Origin of the sequence: Streptosporangium sp. NPDC051022, from assembly GCF_040683035.1 — a bacterium.
Lineage (GTDB): Bacteria > Actinomycetota > Actinomycetes > Streptosporangiales > Streptosporangiaceae > Streptosporangium.
Window position 1 is genome coordinate 226533 of record NZ_JBFBCF010000010.1, and the last position, 17850, is coordinate 244382.

General features: G+C 73.5%; 2 protein-coding genes. Both read left to right on the forward strand.

The window, feature by feature from the left end; all coding sequences use genetic code 11:
• The first annotated feature begins 33 nt into the window (after positions 1-33).
• A complete protein-coding gene (locus AB0N02_RS19180; RefSeq protein ID WP_363947999.1) occupies positions 34-10638 on the forward strand; it encodes a type I polyketide synthase in 10605 nt (3534 codons plus the stop codon).
• Complete coding sequence (locus tag AB0N02_RS19185) at positions 10638-17750, forward strand: SDR family NAD(P)-dependent oxidoreductase (protein WP_363948001.1); 7113 nt, start codon at positions 10638-10640, stop codon at positions 17748-17750. The genes AB0N02_RS19180 and AB0N02_RS19185 overlap by 1 nt, the downstream gene beginning before the upstream one ends.
• Positions 17751-17850: the final 100 nt, after the last annotated feature.

Sequence of the window (17850 nt, forward strand, 5' to 3'; positions counted from 1 at the left end):
GGGGCCCGGACAAAAGACGACTGCGAGGCTCAGATGGCGGATCAGGACAAGCTTCTCGACTACCTCAAGCGGGTGACGGCCGACCTCGCCCAGACACGCCGACGCCTGAGCGAGGTCGAGGCCGAGGAGCGGGAGCCGATCGCGATCGTCGCGATGAGCTGCCGCTACCCCGGAGGCGTACGTTCGCCCGAGGACCTGTGGCGGCTGGTGGCGGAGGGCGTGGACGCCATCGGAGAGTTCCCCTGGGAGCGGGGCTGGGACCCCGAGGAACTGCACGGCGGCGATCCGGAACGGCGCGGCACGAGCTACGTCCACGAGGGCGGCTTCATCGACGACGTGGCCGGGTTCGACCCGGGCTTCTTCGGCATCGCGCCGCGTGAGGCGCTGGCGATGGACCCGCAGCAGCGGCTGGCGCTCGAACTGTCCTGGGAGGCGTTCGAGCGCGCGGGCATCGACCCGGAGTCCCTGCGCGGCACGAGCGTCGGCGTGTTCACCGGTTCCGGCGGCCAGGACTACATGGGCCTCATGGCCGCGATGCCGGAGGTCACGGAGGCCTACATCAGCACGGGCGGCTCGGCCGCCGTGATCTCGGGCCGGGTGTCCTACACGCTCGGCCTCGAAGGCCCCGCCATGACGGTGGACACCGCGTGCTCCTCCTCTCTGGTGGCGCTCCACATCGCGTGCCAGGCGCTGCGCCGCGGCGAGTGCACGATGGCGCTGGCCGGTGGCGTGCTGGTGATGTCCACCCCCGGCCCGTTCATCGCCTTCAGCCGCCAGCGGGGCCTGGCGGCCGACGGCCGCTGCAAGGCGTTCTCCGACGACGCGGACGGCACCGGCTGGGCCGAGGGCGCGGGCATACTGCTGCTTGAGCGCCTGTCGGACGCCAGACGCAACGGGCACGACGTGCTGGCCGTCATATCCGGGTCCGCCGTCAACCAGGACGGCGCCTCGAACGGCCTGACCGCGCCGAACGGCCCCTCGCAGCAGCGGGTGATCCGCCAGGCGCTGGCCGCCGCGGGGCTGACGCCGGCGGACGTGGACGCCGTCGAGGGGCACGGCACCGGTACGGCGCTGGGCGACCCGATCGAGGCGCAGGCGGTGATCGCCACCTACGGGCAGGGCCGGGAGCGGCCGCTCTGGCTGGGCTCGCTGAAGTCGAACATCGGTCACGCGCAGGCGGCGGCCGGTGTCGGCGGTGTGATCAAGATGGTGATGGCGCTGCGGCACGGGCTGCTCCCGAAGACGCTGCACGTGAGTGCGCCGACCTCGCACGTCGACTGGTCGGCGGGCGACGTCCGGCTGCTCACCGAGGCGAGGCCCTGGCCGGACGGCGGACGTGCCCGCAGGGCGGGAGTCTCCTCGTTCGGGGTGAGCGGCACCAACGCGCACGTGATCGTCGAGCAGGCCCCGGTGGACGAGCCGGGGGAGGAGACCGCCGCCGAGCCGGACGCCCCGGTCGCGGACCGGGCCGCCGGGATTCCGGTGGCGTGGCCGGTCTCGGCGCGCGGCGGGGAGGCACTGTCGGCGCAGGCGGGACGGTTGCTGGAGTACGTCGAGGAGCGGCCCGAGCTGCGTCCGGTCGACGTGGGCCACTCGCTGGCGACGTCACGGGCCGCGCTGGAACACCGCGCCGTGATCGTGGGCGCCGACCGTGAGGAACTGGTGCGCGGACTGCGCGCGCTGGCCGCGGGCGAGCCGTCCGCCGACGTGTCGCGAGGGATCGTGGGCGACGGCCTGACCGCGGTGCTGTTCACCGGTCAGGGCAGTCAGCGTCTGGGGATGGGCCGGGAGTTGCACGCGGCCTTCCCCGCGTTCGCCGGGGCGTTCGACGAGGTGGTGGCGCGGTTGGACGTTCATCTGGAGCGTCCGCTGGCCGAGGTGATCGCCGAGGACGCCGAACTGCTGAGCCAGACGGCCTATACGCAGTGTGCGTTGTTCGCGGTGGAGGTGGCGCTGTTCCGGCTGGTGGAGTCGTGGGGTGTGCGCCCGGATTTCCTGGCGGGGCATTCGATCGGTGAGCTGGCCGCCGCGCATGTGGCGGGGGTCCTGACGCTGGAGGACGCCTGCGCGCTGGTCGCGGCACGTGGCCGGTTGATGCAGGCACTTCCGGAGGGTGGGGCGATGGTCGCGGTCGCCGCACCCGAAGAGGACGTTGTCCCGTTCCTGACGGACCGGGTGAGCATTGCCGCCGTCAACGGGCCGACGTCGGTGGTGATCTCCGGCGATGAGGACGCGGTGACCGAGATCGCCGCCCGGTTCGAGCGGACCAAGCGGCTGCGGGTCTCGCACGCCTTCCACTCGCCGCTGATGGATCCGATGCTGGCCGAGTTCCGCCGTGTCGCCGAGGAACTGTCGTATGGGACGCCGAAGATCCCGGTGGTCTCCAACGTCACCGGGCGGCTCGTTGAGGACTTCTCGGCCGACTACTGGGTGCGGCACGTGCGGGAGGCCGTCCGTTTCCACGACGGGGTGCGGTTCCTGGAGGGCCAGGGAGTCGCCACGTTCCTGGAGCTGGGACCCGACGCCGTGCTGACCGGTATGGCTCGGGACTTCGTGGATCCCGCGAAGGCCGTTCTGGTTCCGGCGCTGCGCCGCGATCGTGACGAGGCCCGCGAACTGCTGTCGGCCCTGGGCCGCCTGCACCTCCAAGGCGTGCGGGTGGACTGGCGGGCGGTGTACGGCGGCAGCGGCGCCAGGCGGGTCGAGCTGCCCACCTACGCCTTCCAGCGAGAGCGGTACTGGCTGGACGTTCCGGCGGTCGGTGACGTGACGGCGGCGGGCCTGGCCGCGGCGGACCACCCGCTGCTGGGAGCGGCGGTCAGGCTCGCGGGCTCGGGCGGAGTCGTGTGCACGGGCCGGCTGTCCCTGCGGACCCATCCGTGGCTGGCCGACCACGTGGTCGGCGGCGCGGTCGTCTTCCCCGGCACGGGCCTGCTGGAGCTGGTGATCCGCGCGGGCGACCAGGCCGGTTGCGCCCTGGTGGAGGAGCTGACGCTGGAGGCGCCGCTGGTGCTGCCCGCCTACGGCGGGGTCCAGATCCAGGTCGTGGTCGGCGGGCCCGACGAGCGCGGAGCCCGTTCCGTGGGGGTGTACTCGCGACCTGAGCGGACGGCCGACGAGGCGTTCGGCGAGGAGCCCTGGACGCGGCACGCCGACGGAGTGCTGGTCGTGGGGGAGCGCGGGGCGTCCTTCGACCTGGTCGCGTGGCCGCCGTCCGGCGCGGTACCCCTTGAGGTGGAGCACCTCTACGACGAGCTGGCCGGTGCCGGACTGGTCTACGGTCCCGTTTTCCGGGGACTGCGGGCGGCCTGGCGGCGCGGGGAGGACGTATTCGCCGAGGTCACCCTGGCCGAGGCCGCCGCCAGAGAGGCGGACCGGTTCGGGCTGCACCCGGCGGCGTTCGACTCGGGGCTGCACGCCATGGGACTCGAGGCCCCCGGCGCTTCGGAGACCGGTGGATCGGGGCGGGTGCCGTTCTCGTGGGCGGGGGTCTCGCTCCACGCGACAGGGGCCTCGAACCTCCGGTTGAGGCTGTCTCCCGCGGCCGGAGACGGCGTCTCGGTCGAGGTCGCCGACGCGACGGGCCGTCCGGTGGCATCGGTGGACAGGCTGGTCGCCAGGCCCGTGTCGGCCGACCGGGTGGCGGGAGCCACGGCCGGTGCGGAGTCGCTGTTCCGGGTGGAGTGGAGCCCGCTCTCCGTCGAACCGGCGGACCGGGTCGGCGAGGGCTGGGCGGTCGTCGGCGGCGGAGGTGCCGTCTTTATTGACGAAGTCGTGTCATATCCGGATATGGCGGCACTGGTCGATGCCGTGGAGGCGGGCGCCGCCGTACCGGATGTCGTGGTCGTGGACGGCGTACCGGTTCGTGAGCACGAGGGTTCCGTCGCGGGTGCCGCGACGGGCGGTGCCCTGGCCCTGCTGCAGGACTGGCTGGCCGACGAGCGGTTCGCCGGGGCGAAGCTGGTGCTCGTGACGCCGGACCCGGTGGGCGAGGAGGCGGCCGATCTCGCCGGGGCGGCGGTGCGAGGTCTGACGCGCTCGGCGCAGTCGGAGAACCCGGGCCGTCTAGTGCTGGTCGGTACGGACGGTTCCGATGTCCCGGGAGGGCTGCTGGCCTCCGCGCTGGCGCTGGAGGAGCCGGAACTCGCGGTTCGCGAGGGCGAGGTCTGGGTTCCGCGGCTGGTCCGGATCACGGCGGGCTCGGCGTGTCCGGCGGCCGGTCCGGTCTGGGGCGCGGGTGCGGTGCTGATCACCGGCGGTACGGGTGGCCTGGGTGCGCTGGTCGCCCGGCACCTGGTGGCCGAGCACGGGGTACGGGGTCTGGTGCTGGCCGGTCGCCGGGGCCTGGAAGCTCCGGGCGCCGCCGAACTGCGTGTAGAGCTGGAGGGACTGGGCGCGCGGGTCGAGGTCGCGGCCTGCGACGTGGCCGATCGGGAGGCGCTGGCCGCCCTGCTGGCCGGCATCCCCGACCTGACCGGGGTCGTCCACGCCGCAGGGGTGCTGGACGACGGTGTGATCGCCTCGCTGACCCCGGAGCGGTTGGACGCGGTGCTGCGGCCCAAGGTGGACGCCGCCTGGTACCTGCACGAGCTGACCCTTCACCTGGATCTGACCGCGTTCGTGCTGTTCTCGTCGGTCGCCGGGGTTCTGGGCGCCCCCGGGCAGGGCAACTACGCGGCGGCCAACGCCTTCCTCGACGCGCTGGCCGTCCACCGGCGCGATCGGGGACTGGCCGGGCAGTCGCTGGCGTGGGGTCTGTGGGCCGGGCCTGGCATGGGTGGGGAACTGGCCGAAGACGACCGCAGGCGCATCTCCAAGGGCGGGATCGCGCCGCTGCCGGTGGCCGAGGGGCTGGCCCTGTTCACCGCCGCCACCGCTCTCGGCGACCCGGTGGTCGTCCCGGCCAGGCTGGAGCCCTCGGCGCTGCGCGCGCAGGGCGACGCGCTACCCCCCGTACTGCGCGGCCTGGTGGGACGCGCCCCCCGGCGCGCCGCCTCGACCGGCGTGTCCACGACCTCGTCGCTCGGCGAGCGGCTCGCCGTACTGCCCGAGGCCGAGCGCCTCGACGCGGTGCTGCGGCTGGTGCGGGTGCACGTGGCGGCGGTTCTGGGGTACGGCGCGCCCGAGGCGATCGAGCCGGGCCGGGCGTTCCAGGACCTCGGATTCGACTCGCTGGCGGCCGTGGAACTGCGCAACGTGCTGGGTACGGCCACCGGCCTGCGGCTGCCGCCCACGCTGGTGTTCGACTACCCCAGCTCGGACGCGCTCGCCGCCTACCTGCTGGCGCAGGTCTCCGGCTCGGCCGCCCCGGAGGCGCGGGCGGACAGGGCGATCGCGGTGGTGGACGGCGAGCCGATCGTGATCGTGGGAATGGGATGCCGTTATCCGGGAGGGGTGTCGTCGCCGGAGGACCTGTGGCGTCTGGTGAGCGCCGGGGGCGACGCGATCGGGGAGTTCCCCGAGGACCGGGGCTGGGACGTCGGGCGGCTGTACGACCCGTCGGGTGAGCGGCCGGACACGTCGTACACCAAGCAGGGCGGGTTCCTGCACGACGCCGCCGAGTTCGACCCGGGCTTCTTCGGGATCTCGCCGCGTGAGGCGCTGGTGATGGATCCGCAGCAGCGGTTGCTGCTGGAGACCTCGTGGGAGGCGCTGGAGAGCGCCGGGGTCGATCCGGTCTCGTTGAAGGGCAGTGCGACCGGCGTGTTCGCCGGGGTGATGTACCACGACTACACCGGCAGCAGTAGTACGGGGGCGATCGTCTCCGGCCGGGTGGCCTACACGCTGGGCCTGGAGGGCCCGGCGGTGACGGTGGACACGGCCTGCTCGTCGTCGCTGGTCGCGATGCACCTGGCGGCCCAGGCGCTGCGTCAGGGCGAGTGCTCGCTGGCGCTGGCGGGCGGTGTCACCGTGATGGCCACCCCGGAGACGCTGGTGGAGTTCAGCCGGCAGGGGGCGCTCTCCCGCAACGGCCGGTGCAAGTCGTTCGCCGCGGCGGCCGACGGCACCGGCTGGAGCGAGGGCGTGGGTGTGCTGGTGCTGGAGCGTCTGTCGGACGCCCGGCGCAACGGTCACACGATCCTGGCGCTCATCCGGGGCAGCGCGGTCAACCAGGACGGCGCCTCGAACGGTCTGACCGCCCCGAATGGCCCATCCCAGCAGCGGGTGATCCGCAGCGCGCTGGCCGCCGCGGGGCTGGCGCCGTCGGACGTGGACGTGGTCGAGGCGCACGGGACCGGGACCACGCTGGGCGACCCGATCGAGGCGCAGGCGGTGATCGCGACCTATGGGCAGGGGCGGGAGCGGCCGCTCTGGCTGGGGTCGGTGAAGTCGAATCTGGGGCATACGCAGGCCGCCGCGGGTGTGGCGGGTGTGATCAAGATGGTGGAGGCGATGCGGCACGGTGTGCTGCCGAAGACGTTGCACGTGGACGAGCCGTCGCCGCAGGTGGACTGGTCGGCCGGGGCCGTGGAGCTGCTGGCCGAGCCGGTGGAGTGGCCGCGTAACGGTCATCCGCGCCGGGCGGGGGTGTCCTCCTTCGGCATCAGCGGCACCAACGCCCACCTGATCATCGAGCAGGCGCCCGAGGAGCCGGAGCCGGTTCGGGAGCGTCCGGTTTCGGCGCCGGTGCCCTGGACGCTGTCGGCGCGGAGCGAGGAGGCGCTGTCCGCCCAGGCCGGACGGCTGCTGGAGTACATGGACGGGTCGCCCGAGGCGAACCCGCTGGACGTCGGATACTCGCTGGCGACGTCGCGGGCGGTGCTGGACCACCGCGCGGTGGTCGTGGGCGCCGACCGTGAGGAGCTCGCGCGCGGGTTGCGCGGACTGGTGGAAGGCGGATCCGGCACACGTCCGGCGCGCTCGGGAAGCCGTACGGCGGTGCTGTTCACCGGTCAGGGCAGTCAGCGTCTGGGGATGGGCCGGGAACTACACGCGGCCTTCCCCGCCTTCGCCGGGGCGTTCGACGAGGTCGTGGCGCGGCTGGACGTTCACCTGGAGCGTCCGCTGGCCCGGGTGATCGCTGAGGACGCCGAACTGCTGAGCCAGACGGCCTACACGCAGTGCGCGTTGTTCGCGGTGGAGGTGGCGCTGTTCCGGCTGGTGGAGTCGTGGGGTGTGCGCCCGGATTTCCTGGCGGGGCATTCGATCGGTGAGCTGGCCGCCGCCCACGTGGCGGGGGTCCTGACGCTGGAGGACGCCTGCGCCCTGGTCGCGGCACGCGGCCGGTTGATGCAGGCCCTTCCGGAGGGCGGGGCGATGGTGGCGGTCGCCGCACCCGAGGAGGACGTTGTCCCGTTCCTGACCGGCCGGGTGAGCGTCGCGGCGGTCAACGGGCCGGGGTCGGTGGTGATCTCCGGCGATGAGGACGCGGTGGCCGAGATCGCGGCCCGGTTCGAGCGGACCAAGCGGCTGAGGGTCTCGCACGCCTTCCATTCCCCGCTGATGGATCCGATGCTGGCCGATTTCCGTGAGGTGGCCGAAGGTCTGGTCTACGCCCCGCCGAAGATTCCGGTGGTCTCCAATGTCACCGGGCGGCTCGTTGAGGACTTCTCGGCCGGCTACTGGGTCGAGCACGTCCGTCAGGCCGTCCGGTTCTGTGACGGGGTGCGGTTCCTGGAGGGCCAGGGCGTGAGCACGTTCTTGGAGTTGGGGCCGGATGCGGTGTTGTCGGCGATGGGTGCCGAGTGTCTGGCCGATCCGGACGCGGCCGTGTTCGTTTCGGTGCTGCGCCGCGATCGTGACGAGGCCCGTGAGGTGTTGTCGGCCTTGGGGCGTGTGCACGCCCGGGGTGGCCGGGTGGACTGGGCGGCGTTCTTCGTCGGCTCCGGTGCCCGCCGGGTGGACCTGCCCACCTACGCCTTCCAGCGTAAGAGGTTCTGGCTGGAGGCGCCCGCCGTACGCGGGGACGTGACGGCGGCGGGCCTGGCGGAGGCCGACCACCCGATGCTCGGCGCGGCGGTGCGGCTTCCCGATTCCGACGGGGTCGTGGTGACGGGACGCCTGTCGGTGGAGACCCACCCCTGGCTGGCCGAGCACGTCGTGCTGGACGCGGTGGTCGTGCCCGGGGCCGCGCTGGTCGAGCTGGTGATCTGGACGGGTGACCAGGTCGGCTGCGCCGTGGTGGAGGAGCTGACGATGGAGGCGCCGCTGGTGCTTCCGGAGCGAGGCGCGGTCCAGGTCCAGCTCGTGGTCGGCGGTGCCGACGAGGAGGGTGCGCGTTCCGTCGCCGTGTACTCGCGGCCGGAGCACGCGGGACCTGCGCGGGCGCGTCTCGCGGACGTGCCGTGGACCCGCCACGCCACCGGCCTGCTCGGAGCCGCCGATCGGAGCATCCCGCCCGCTCCGGCACAGTGGCCGCCCGCCGGCGCGGAACCGCTCGCGGTGGCGGGCCTGTACGGCGAGCTGGCCGAGGCCGGACTGACGTACGGGCCGGTGTTCCAGGGACTGCGGGCGGCCTGGCGGCGCGGTGACGAGGTGTTCGCCGAGGTGGCCCTGCCCGAGGGGACCTCCGTCGAGGGGTTCGGGCTGTATCCGGCGCTGCTGGACGCGGCGCTGCACGGGACGGCTCTTCTCGGCGAGGACGAGAACGGGACGCGGCTCCCGTTCGCCTGGTCCGGGGTGTCGTTGCACGCGACGGGCGCCTCGGCGGCGCGGGTACGGATTTCCCGGCTCGGTCCCGACCGGGTGGCGCTGGAACTGACCGACGCGAGCGGTGCCCCCCTGGCGTCGGTGGCGTCGCTGGTGACACGGACGATCTCCCCGGCACAGCTGTCCGGCACCGGAGGGCGGGATTCGCTCTTTCGGGTCGAGTGGCGGCCGGTCGCGGCGGGTCATGCCGTCGTGCCCGCTTCGTGTGTGCTGGTCGGGGAGGACGCGTTCGGGCTGAGCGTGCTGCCGGAGGTCGCCGGCGTGCACGCCGGTCTGGCGGAGCTGGGCGAGGGGACGGCGGTACCGGAGGTGGTGCTGCTGTCGGTCGCCCCGGTGCCGGGAGACGTTCCCGAGGCGGTGCGCTCGGTCACCCACCGGATGCTGGCGCTGCTGCGGGACTGGCCGGCCGACGAGCGGTTCGCCGGTTCGAAGCTCGTCGTGGTGACCCGGGGCGCGGTCTCCACCACAGACGAGGACGTGGACGACCTGGCCGGGGCCGCCGCCTGGGGCCTGGTCCGGGCCGCGCAGGCGGAGAACCCCGACAGGTTCGCGCTGGTCGACCTGGACCAGCGGGGCCTTTCCCTGGAGGCGGTGCTCGCGGGCGTGCACGCGGGTGAGTCCGAGCTGGCGGTGCGCGAGGGCAAGGTGGTGGTGCCGAGGCTGGCCAGGGTCGCGGCGGGTGAGCGGATCTCGCCGTGGAGCGGGGCGGGCACGGTGCTGGTCACCGGCGGCACCGGCGGTCTGGGTGCGCTGGTGGCGCGGCACCTGGTGGCCGAGCACGGGGTGTGGAGCCTGGTGCTGGCCGGTCGCCGGGGCCTGGAGGCTCCGGGTGCGGCCGAGTTGCGGGCGGAGCTGGAGGAGCTGGGCGCGCGGGTCGAGGTCGCGGCCTGCGACGTGGCCGACCGGGAGGCGCTGGCCGCCCTGCTGGCCGGGATCCCCGACCTGACCGGGGTGGTGCACACGGCCGGGGTGCTGGACGACGGTGTGCTCGCCTCGCTGACCCCGGAGCGGCTGGACACCGTACTGCGGCCCAAGGCGGACGCCGCCTGGTACCTGCACGAACTCACCCGCCATCTGGATCTGACCGCGTTCGTGCTGTTCTCCTCGGTCGCCGGGGTTCTGGGCGCCCCCGGGCAGGGCAACTACGCGGCGGCCAACGCCTTCCTCGACGCGCTGGCCGTCCACCGCGCCTCCCAGGGACTGGCCGCCACCTCCCTGGCCTGGGGCCTGTGGGCCGGACCCGGCATGGGCGGGCACGCGGAGGACGACCGGCGGACCTCCCGGGGCGGGATCGTCGCGCTCTCCCGGCGGGAGGGCCTGGCGCTCTTCGACGACGCCACCGCCCTCGGCCACCCGGCGCTCGTGCCGGTCGAACTGGACCTCGGATCGCTCGGCGCGCACGGGGACGAGGTGCCCACGGTACTGCGAAGCCTGGTCAGGACCTCCTCTCGGCGCGCGGTGGCCGAGGTGGCGACACTCACCGGGCATCTCACGGGCCTGTCCGAGCGGGAGCGTCACGAGACGCTGCTGGACCTGGTCCGGGCCCAGGCGGCGGCGGTACTGGAACACGCGGGATCCGAGGCGATCGACCCCGACCGGGCGTTCGGCGACTTCGGTTTCGACTCCCTGTCGGCGGTGGAGTTCCGCAACCGGCTCAACGCGGCGACCGGGCTGCGCCTGCCGTCCACCCTGGTCTTCGACTACCCGAACTCGCGGGCGCTGGCCGACCACCTCGCGACCGAACTCGGCCCGAAGAACGATGACTCCGCCTCCGGCGAGGAGCAGATCCGCCGGATCCTGTCGTCCATCCCGCTGGCGCGCCTGCGCGACGCCGGACTGATGGACAGCCTGCTCGAACTCGCGGGGGTCCGCACCGAAAGGACCGAACCGGACGAGCAGGACTCGATCGACGAGATGGACACCGAAAGGATGATCGATATGGCGCTCAACGGCTCGGCTGGCAGCGACGACGTGGAGGTGTGGGGCTGATGGCCACGTCTGACGGAAAGGTCGTCGAGGCTCTCCGCGCGGCGCTCAAGGAGACCGAGAGACTCCGCGAGCAGAACCGGAAGCTCTCCGCGGCGCTGCGTGAGCCCATCGCGATCGTCGGCATGGGGTGCCGCTATCCGGGAGGTGTGACGTCACCGGACGAGCTGTGGGAGTTCGTGGCGGCCGGAGGCGACGGCATCTCCGACTTCCCCGCCGACCGCGGCTGGGACATCGAGCGCCTGTACGACCCGAACTCCGAGCGTGAGGGCACCTCCTACACCCGCAGGGGCGGGTTCCTGCACGACGCCGCCGAGTTCGACCCGGGCTTCTTCGGCATCTCGCCGCGCGAGGCCTCGATCATGGATCCGCAGCAGCGGTTGCTGCTGGAGACCTCGTGGGAGGCGCTGGAGGACGCAGGGGTCGATCCGGTCTCGTTGAAGGGCAGTGCGACCGGCGTGTTCGCCGGCGTCATGTACCACGACTATCCCGACAGCCATGGCTCGGGCGCCATCGTGTCGGGCCGAGTGGCCTACGCGCTGGGCCTGGAGGGCCCGGCGGTGACGGTGGACACGGCCTGCTCGTCGTCCCTTGTCTCCCTGCACCTGGCGGCCCAGGCGCTGCGCCAGGAGGAGTGCTCGCTGGCGCTGGCCGGTGGTGTGACCGTGATGGCCACCCCGGGCACGTTCGTGGAGTTCAGCCGCCAGCGGGGCCTGTCCAGGGACGGCCGGTGCAGGGCGTTCGCGGCGGCCGCCGACGGCACGGGATTCGCCGAGGGCGTGGGCGTGCTGGTGCTGGAGCGTCTGTCGGACGCCCGGCGCAACGGTCACACGATCCTGGCGCTCATCCGGGGCAGCGCGGTCAACCAGGACGGCGCCTCGAACGGGATCACCGCCCCCAACGGTCCCTCGCAGCACCGGGTGATCCGCAGCGCGCTCGCCAACGCGAGGGTGGCCGCCGACCAGGTCGACGCGGTGGAGGCGCACGGAACGGCCACCACGCTGGGCGACCCGATCGAGGCGCAGGCGCTGATTGCCGCCTACGGGCAGGAGCGGGAGCGGCCGCTCTGGCTGGGCTCGATCAAGTCCAACATCGGTCACACGCAGGCCGCCGCGGGTGTGGCGGGTGTGATCAAGATGGTGCAGGCGATGCGGCACGGCGTGCTGCCCCGGACGCTGCACGTGGACGAGCCGTCGCCGCAGGTGGACTGGTCGGCGGGTGCGGTACGGCTGTTGACCGAGGCGGTGGAGTGGCCGCGTAACGGTCATCCTCGCCGGGCGGGGGTGTCGTCCTTCGGGATCAGCGGGACCAACGCGCACCTGATCATCGAGCAGGCGCCCGAGGAGGCGGAGCCGGTTCGGGAGCGTCCGCTCTCGGCGTCGCCGGTGCCCTGGACGCTGTCGGCGCGGAGCGAGGAGGCGCTGTCCGCCCAGGCCGGACGGCTGCTGGCACATGTCACCGCCCGTCCCGAGCTGGACCCGCTGGACGTCGGATACTCGCTGGCGACGTCACGGGCGGCGCTGAAGCACCGCGCGGTGGTCGTGGCCGAGGACAGGGAGGGGTTCCTGCGCGGCCTCACCGCGCTGGCCGGAAACGGCACCGGCCCCGGGGCGACACGCGGTACGGTCCGCGCCGCGGGCAGGACGGCGGTGCTGTTCACCGGTCAGGGCAGTCAGCGTCTCGGGATGGGCCGGGAACTGCACTCGGCCTTCCCGGTCTTCGCCGAGGCGTTCGACGCGGTGTGCGCGGGCTTCGCCGGGGCGCTGGAGCGTCCGCTGGCCGGGGTGATCGCCGAGGACGCCGGGGCGCTGGATCGGACGGAGTACACGCAGTGCGCGTTGTTCGCGGTGGAGGTGGCGCTGTTCCGGCTGGTCGAGTCGTGGGGTGTGCGCCCGGATTTCCTGGCGGGGCATTCGATCGGTGAGCTGGCCGCCGCCCACGTGGCGGGGGTGCTGTCGCTGGAGGACGCCTGCGCCCTGGTCGCGGCACGCGGCCGGTTGATGCAGGCCCTTCCCGAGGGCGGCGCGATGGTCGCCGTCGTGGCGGGTGAGGAGGAGGTCCTTCCCCTGCTCACCGGCCGGGTGAGCATCGCCGCCGTCAACGGGCCGCGTTCGGTGGTGATCTCCGGCGACGAGGGCGAGGTGCTGGAGATCGCGGCGCGGTTCGAGCGGACCAAGCGGCTGCGGGTCTCACACGCCTTCCACTCCCCGCTGATGGACCCCATGCTCGCCGAGTTCCGCCGGGTGGCCGAAGGCCTGGTCTACGCCCCGCCGGAGATCGCGATCGTGTCGAACGTGACGGGCGGCCCGCTCTCCGCGGAGGAGGTGTGCTCGCCGGACTACTGGGTGCGGCACGTGCGGGAGGCGGTCCGCTTCTGCGACGGGGTGCGCTTCCTCCAGGAACAGGGGGTGACCCGGTTCCTGGAGCTGGGACCGGACGCGGTGCTGACCGGCATGGCCCAGGGCTTCCTGGACGCGGACCGGGCGATCCTGGTCCCGGCGCTGCGCGGCAACCGGGGCGAGGCGGCCACGCTGGCCTCGGCCGTGGGACGGCTGCACGCCTCCGGCCTCCGGGTGGACTGGGCGGCGTTCTTCGCCGGCTCCGGTGCCCGCCGGGTGGACCTGCCCACCTACGCCTTCCAGCGCAGGCCGTACTGGAGGAACGACCTGGAGGACGCCGGAACGGCCGCCGAGGTCCGGGACGAGACTCCCCGGGACGCCGAGCGGGAAGCACCCACCGGCCCCGCGCCGGGAGTCGCGTTCATGTTCACCGGCCAGGGAAGCCAGCGGGCAGGCATGGGCCGGGAGCTGTACGAGGTCTCCGAGGTCTTCGCCGAGGCGCTGGACGCCGTGTGCGCGCAGTTCGACCGGCACCTCGACCGGCCGCTGCGGCAGGTGATGTTCGCCGAGGAGGGATCGGCGCAGGCCGCCCTGCTGGAGCAGACCTCGTTCGCGCAGGCGGCGACGTTCGCCCTGGAGGTCGCGCTGTTCCGGCTGCTGGAGTCCTCCGGCGTACGGCCCGAACTGCTCGTGGGGCACTCGATCGGCGAACTGGCCGCCGCGCACGTCGCGGGCGTGCTCTCGCTGAGGGACGCCTGCGCGCTGGTGGCCGCGCGGGGCAGGATGATCCAGGAACTGCCCGGCCGGGGCGCGATGGTCGCCGTGAGGGCCGCCGAAGCCGACGTCGAACCGTGGCTGACCGAGCGGGTCTCCGTCGCCGAGGTCAACGGCCCCCGGTCCGTGGTGGTCTCCGGCGACGAGGCCGCGGTGCTGGAGCTCGCCGAGCGCCTCGAACGGGAGGGGCACAGGACCCAGCGGCTCCGGGTACGGCAGGCGTTCCAGTCGCCGTCGACGGAACCGATGCTGGCGGAGTTCCGGAGGGTGGCCGAGGGACTGTCCTACCGGGCCCCGCGGATCCCCCTGGTGTCCGGGCTGACCGGCGGTTCCGCGACGGACGAGGTCGCGACGCCGGAGTACTGGGTGCGTCAGGTGCGCGGGACCGTGCGCTTCCGCGACGCCGTCCGTCACGCGCGTGCCCAGGGCGCGCTGCGGTTCGTCGAGCTGGGCCCGGACGCCGTGCTGACCGGCGCGGCGCACGACTGCCTGGACGGCGCGGACACCGCCGACGGCGTGGTGATCGTCCCCGTGCTCAGCAGGACGCAGCCCGAGACATACGCCGTCACCACCGCACTGGCCCGGCTCCGGGTCAGCGGCGTCGGACTCAACCGGACGAACCTGTCGGCGGGACGTTCCCAGGAGGTCACCGAAACGCCCTCGGACGTGACGGCCGCGGGACTCAGCGCGGCGCACCACCCCTTCTTCGCCGCGGCGACCGCGCTGGCCGACTCGGACGGAGCCGTGCTGACCGGCAGGCTCTCGCTGGCGACGCACCCGTGGCTGGCGGACCACGTGGTCGGCGGCTCCGTCGTGTTCCCGGGAACGGGGTTCGTCGAGCTGGCCGTACGGGCCGGCGACCAGGTGGCGTGCGGCAGGATCGAGGAGCTGACCCTGCAGACGCCACTGGTCCTGCCCGAGCGCGGCGGCGTTCACCTGCAGGTCGTGGTCGGCGCGCCCGACGAGTCGGGGCTGCGCTCGGTGGGGATCTACTCGCGCGCCGAAGAGGAAGCCTCCGAGGAGGGGGAGGCACCGCGGTGGAACCGGCACGCGACCGGCGTGCTGGCTCCCGGAACCGCGCAGGAGTCCTTCTCACTGGCCGAGTGGCCGCCGCAGGACGCGGAACCGGTCGAACTCGGCGGGCTCTACGACAACATGGCCACGGTCGGGCTGGTCTACGGCCCCGTGTTCCAGGGCCTGCGGCGGGCCTGGCGCCGCGACGGAGAGATCTTCGCCGAGGTCGTCCTGCCCGCCGGGCAGGGCGGGGACGCCACAAGGTTCGGACTGCACCCGGCCGCGCTCGACGCGGGACTGCACGCGCTGGCCCTCGCCGGTTCGGACACCGGCGACGAGTCCGCGACCGTGCCGTTCTCCTGGTCGGGCATCACCCTGCACGCGACGGGCGCCTCCGCCCTGCGGGTCCGGCTGTCGCCGTCCGCCTCCGGCGGGGTACGGCTGCACGTGGCCGACGCGACGGGCGCGCCGGTCGCGTCGGTCGACACGCTGAAGCTGCTGCCGATCTCGGCGGTGCGGACCGCCACCGCGCGGGGCGCCCACCGTGACTGGCTGTTCCGCGTCGAGTGGACCCCCATCACCGGCACCGCGACCGCACCGGTCTCCCACACGGAGGTCGGCTCCCTGGAGGAGGTGACGGAGCCCGCACCGGAGGTGGTGGTGCTGCGCTGCGGCGGCGAGGGCGGCGGGAACGGCGCGGTCAGCGCGGTCAACGCGGCCACCCACCGCGCGCTGACGGCGCTGCGGTCCTGGTCGGCCGACGAGCGGTTCCGCTCCTCGACGCTGGTCGTGCTCACCCGCGGCGCGACGGCCGTCGAGACGGGGGAGGACGTGACGGACCTGGCCGGCGCCGCCGTCTGGGGACTCGTCCGTTCCGCCCAGGCGGAGGGCGAGGACCGGATCGTGCTCCTGGACGCCGACCCCGCCGACCCGGACGACGCCTCCTACGGCGGGCCGCTCGCCGACGTCCTGGCCTCCGGTGAGCCGCAGGCGGTCGTCCGCGACGGCGTCGCCCACCGCGCCCGGCTGGCGCGGACCCGCGACGGGGCGGACGACGGGCGCACCCGGTTCGGCGCGGACGGCACGGTCGTCGTCACCGGCGGCACCGGAGCCCTGGGCGCCCTGGTCGCCAGGCACCTGGTGACCGAGTACGGCGTCCGCCACCTGCTGCTGACGAGTCGTAGAGGACTCGACGCGCCGGGCGCCGCTGAACTCGCCGCCGACCTGGCCGAGCTGGGAGCGGAGGTCCGCGTCGTGGCGTGCGACGTGGCCGACCGGGAGAGCACGGCGGCGACGCTGGCCGGGATTCCGGCCGAGCACCCGCTGACCGCCGTGGTGCACGCGGCCGGAGTGCTGGACGACGGCGTGATCGCCTCCCTCACCCCGGAGCGGCTCGACGCGGTGCTGCGGCCGAAGGCGGACGCGGCCTGGAACCTGCACGAGCTGACCCGAGACCTGGACCTGGACGCCTTCGTGCTGTTCTCCTCGGCGGCCGGGGTGCTCGGCGGCCCAGGACAGGGCAACTACGCCGCGGCCAACACGTTCCTGGACGGCCTGGCGCTGCACCGGCGGGCGCTGGGACTGCCCGCCCGATCGCTGGCCTGGGGACTGTGGGCCGGATCCGGCGGCATGGGCTCCTCGGCCCGGCAGGGCATCCCCGCGCTGTCGGCGGCGGAGGGACTGGCGCTGCTGGACGCCGCCCTCGGCTCCGCCGAACCCGTCCTGGTCCCGATGAAGCTGGAACGGCGGAACCTGACCGGTAACGTGCCGCCCATCCTGCGCGGCCTGGCACCGGCGGAGCGGCGCAGCGCCGCCGGCCTCGTCGACCCGAAGGTGCTCAGGGCCCAGCTCGCCGCGCTCTCCGACGACGAGCGGCTGCGCGCGCTGCAGGACCTCGTACGGTCCCACACCGCCACCGTGCTGGGACACCCCGGCCCGGAGGCCGTCGACCCCGAACAGGACTTCCTGGAGTCCGGGTTCGACTCGCTCACCGCCGTGGAACTGCGCAACAGCCTGAACACGGCCACCGGCCTGCGTCTCGACACGACCGTCGTCTTCGACTGCGGGAACCCGGTCGCCCTGGCCGCCCAGCTGCGGGCCGAGCTGGCCGCGACCCCCGCGGAGAGCGAGAGCGCCGCCCAGCCGGCCGTCTCCACCGGCCCCGCGTCCGACACCCTGGGCGCGCTGTTCGGCGAGGCGGTCCGCGGCGGCAAGGTGGAGGAGGGGCAGGCCCTCCTGGTCGCCGCCGCCAACATCAGGCCCGTGCTGACCGTCGACGAGATCCCCGTGCCGAAGAAGCTGGCCCAGGGGCCGCGGCAGCCCCGCCTGATCCTCTTCAGCACCCCCATGGCCATGGGCGGCGTCCACCAGCACGCCAAGTTCGCCGCGAACTGGCGGGGAGTGCGGAACGTCTCCGCCCTGCCCATCCCCGGATTCTCCCGCGGAGAAAGCCTGCCCAATTCCGTCGACGTGGTGCTCCACGTGTTCTCGGAAAGCGTCCTGCGGGCCGCCGAGGGCGAACCGTTCGTGCTGGTCGGCCATTCCTCGGGAGGAATTCTCGCGCACGCGACCGCCGAACACCTCGAAAGCCGGGGGGTACGGCCCGCGGGCGTCGTGCTGCTGGACACCTACCCGCCCGAGCACGAGATCGCCATGGAGGCCGTCGTCGGCCAGATGGCGGTCAACCTGCTCGACCGGGAGGCGTCGTTCGGCCGTTTCGACAGCGCGCGCCTGTCGGCCATGGGCCGCTACATCGGCATGATCCACGATTTCGAGCTGAACGGCCTCGCCGCGCCGATCCTGCTCGTCAGGCCGGAGACGTGGCTCAACGGCGACAGCGAGGAGGCGGTCTCCGGGATCGGCGAGTGGCGGACCAGCTGGGAGACCGCCCACACCGTCGTGGACGTCCCCGGCGACCACTTCACGATCGTCGAGGACGAGGCGCCGACGACGGCCAAGGCCATCGAGAACTGGCTCCAGTCGATTTAGGGGAATTCCCGGAAGGTTGATAGGGGATTCGCAGGGGTGGTGCCGGATTTTTCGTCCGGTTTACGCTCGGACCTGGTTTCGTATGCGAATTGTGGCCGCC

What these genes read in the sequence shown, in the direction of transcription:
- AB0N02_RS19180 (WP_363947999.1), top strand. Translation starts at nt 34, where the DNA reads ATGGCGGATCAGGACAAGCTTCTCGACTACCTCAAGCGGGTGACGGCC.
- AB0N02_RS19185 (WP_363948001.1), top strand. Translation starts at nt 10,638, where the DNA reads ATGGCCACGTCTGACGGAAAGGTCGTCGAGGCTCTCCGCGCGGCGCTC.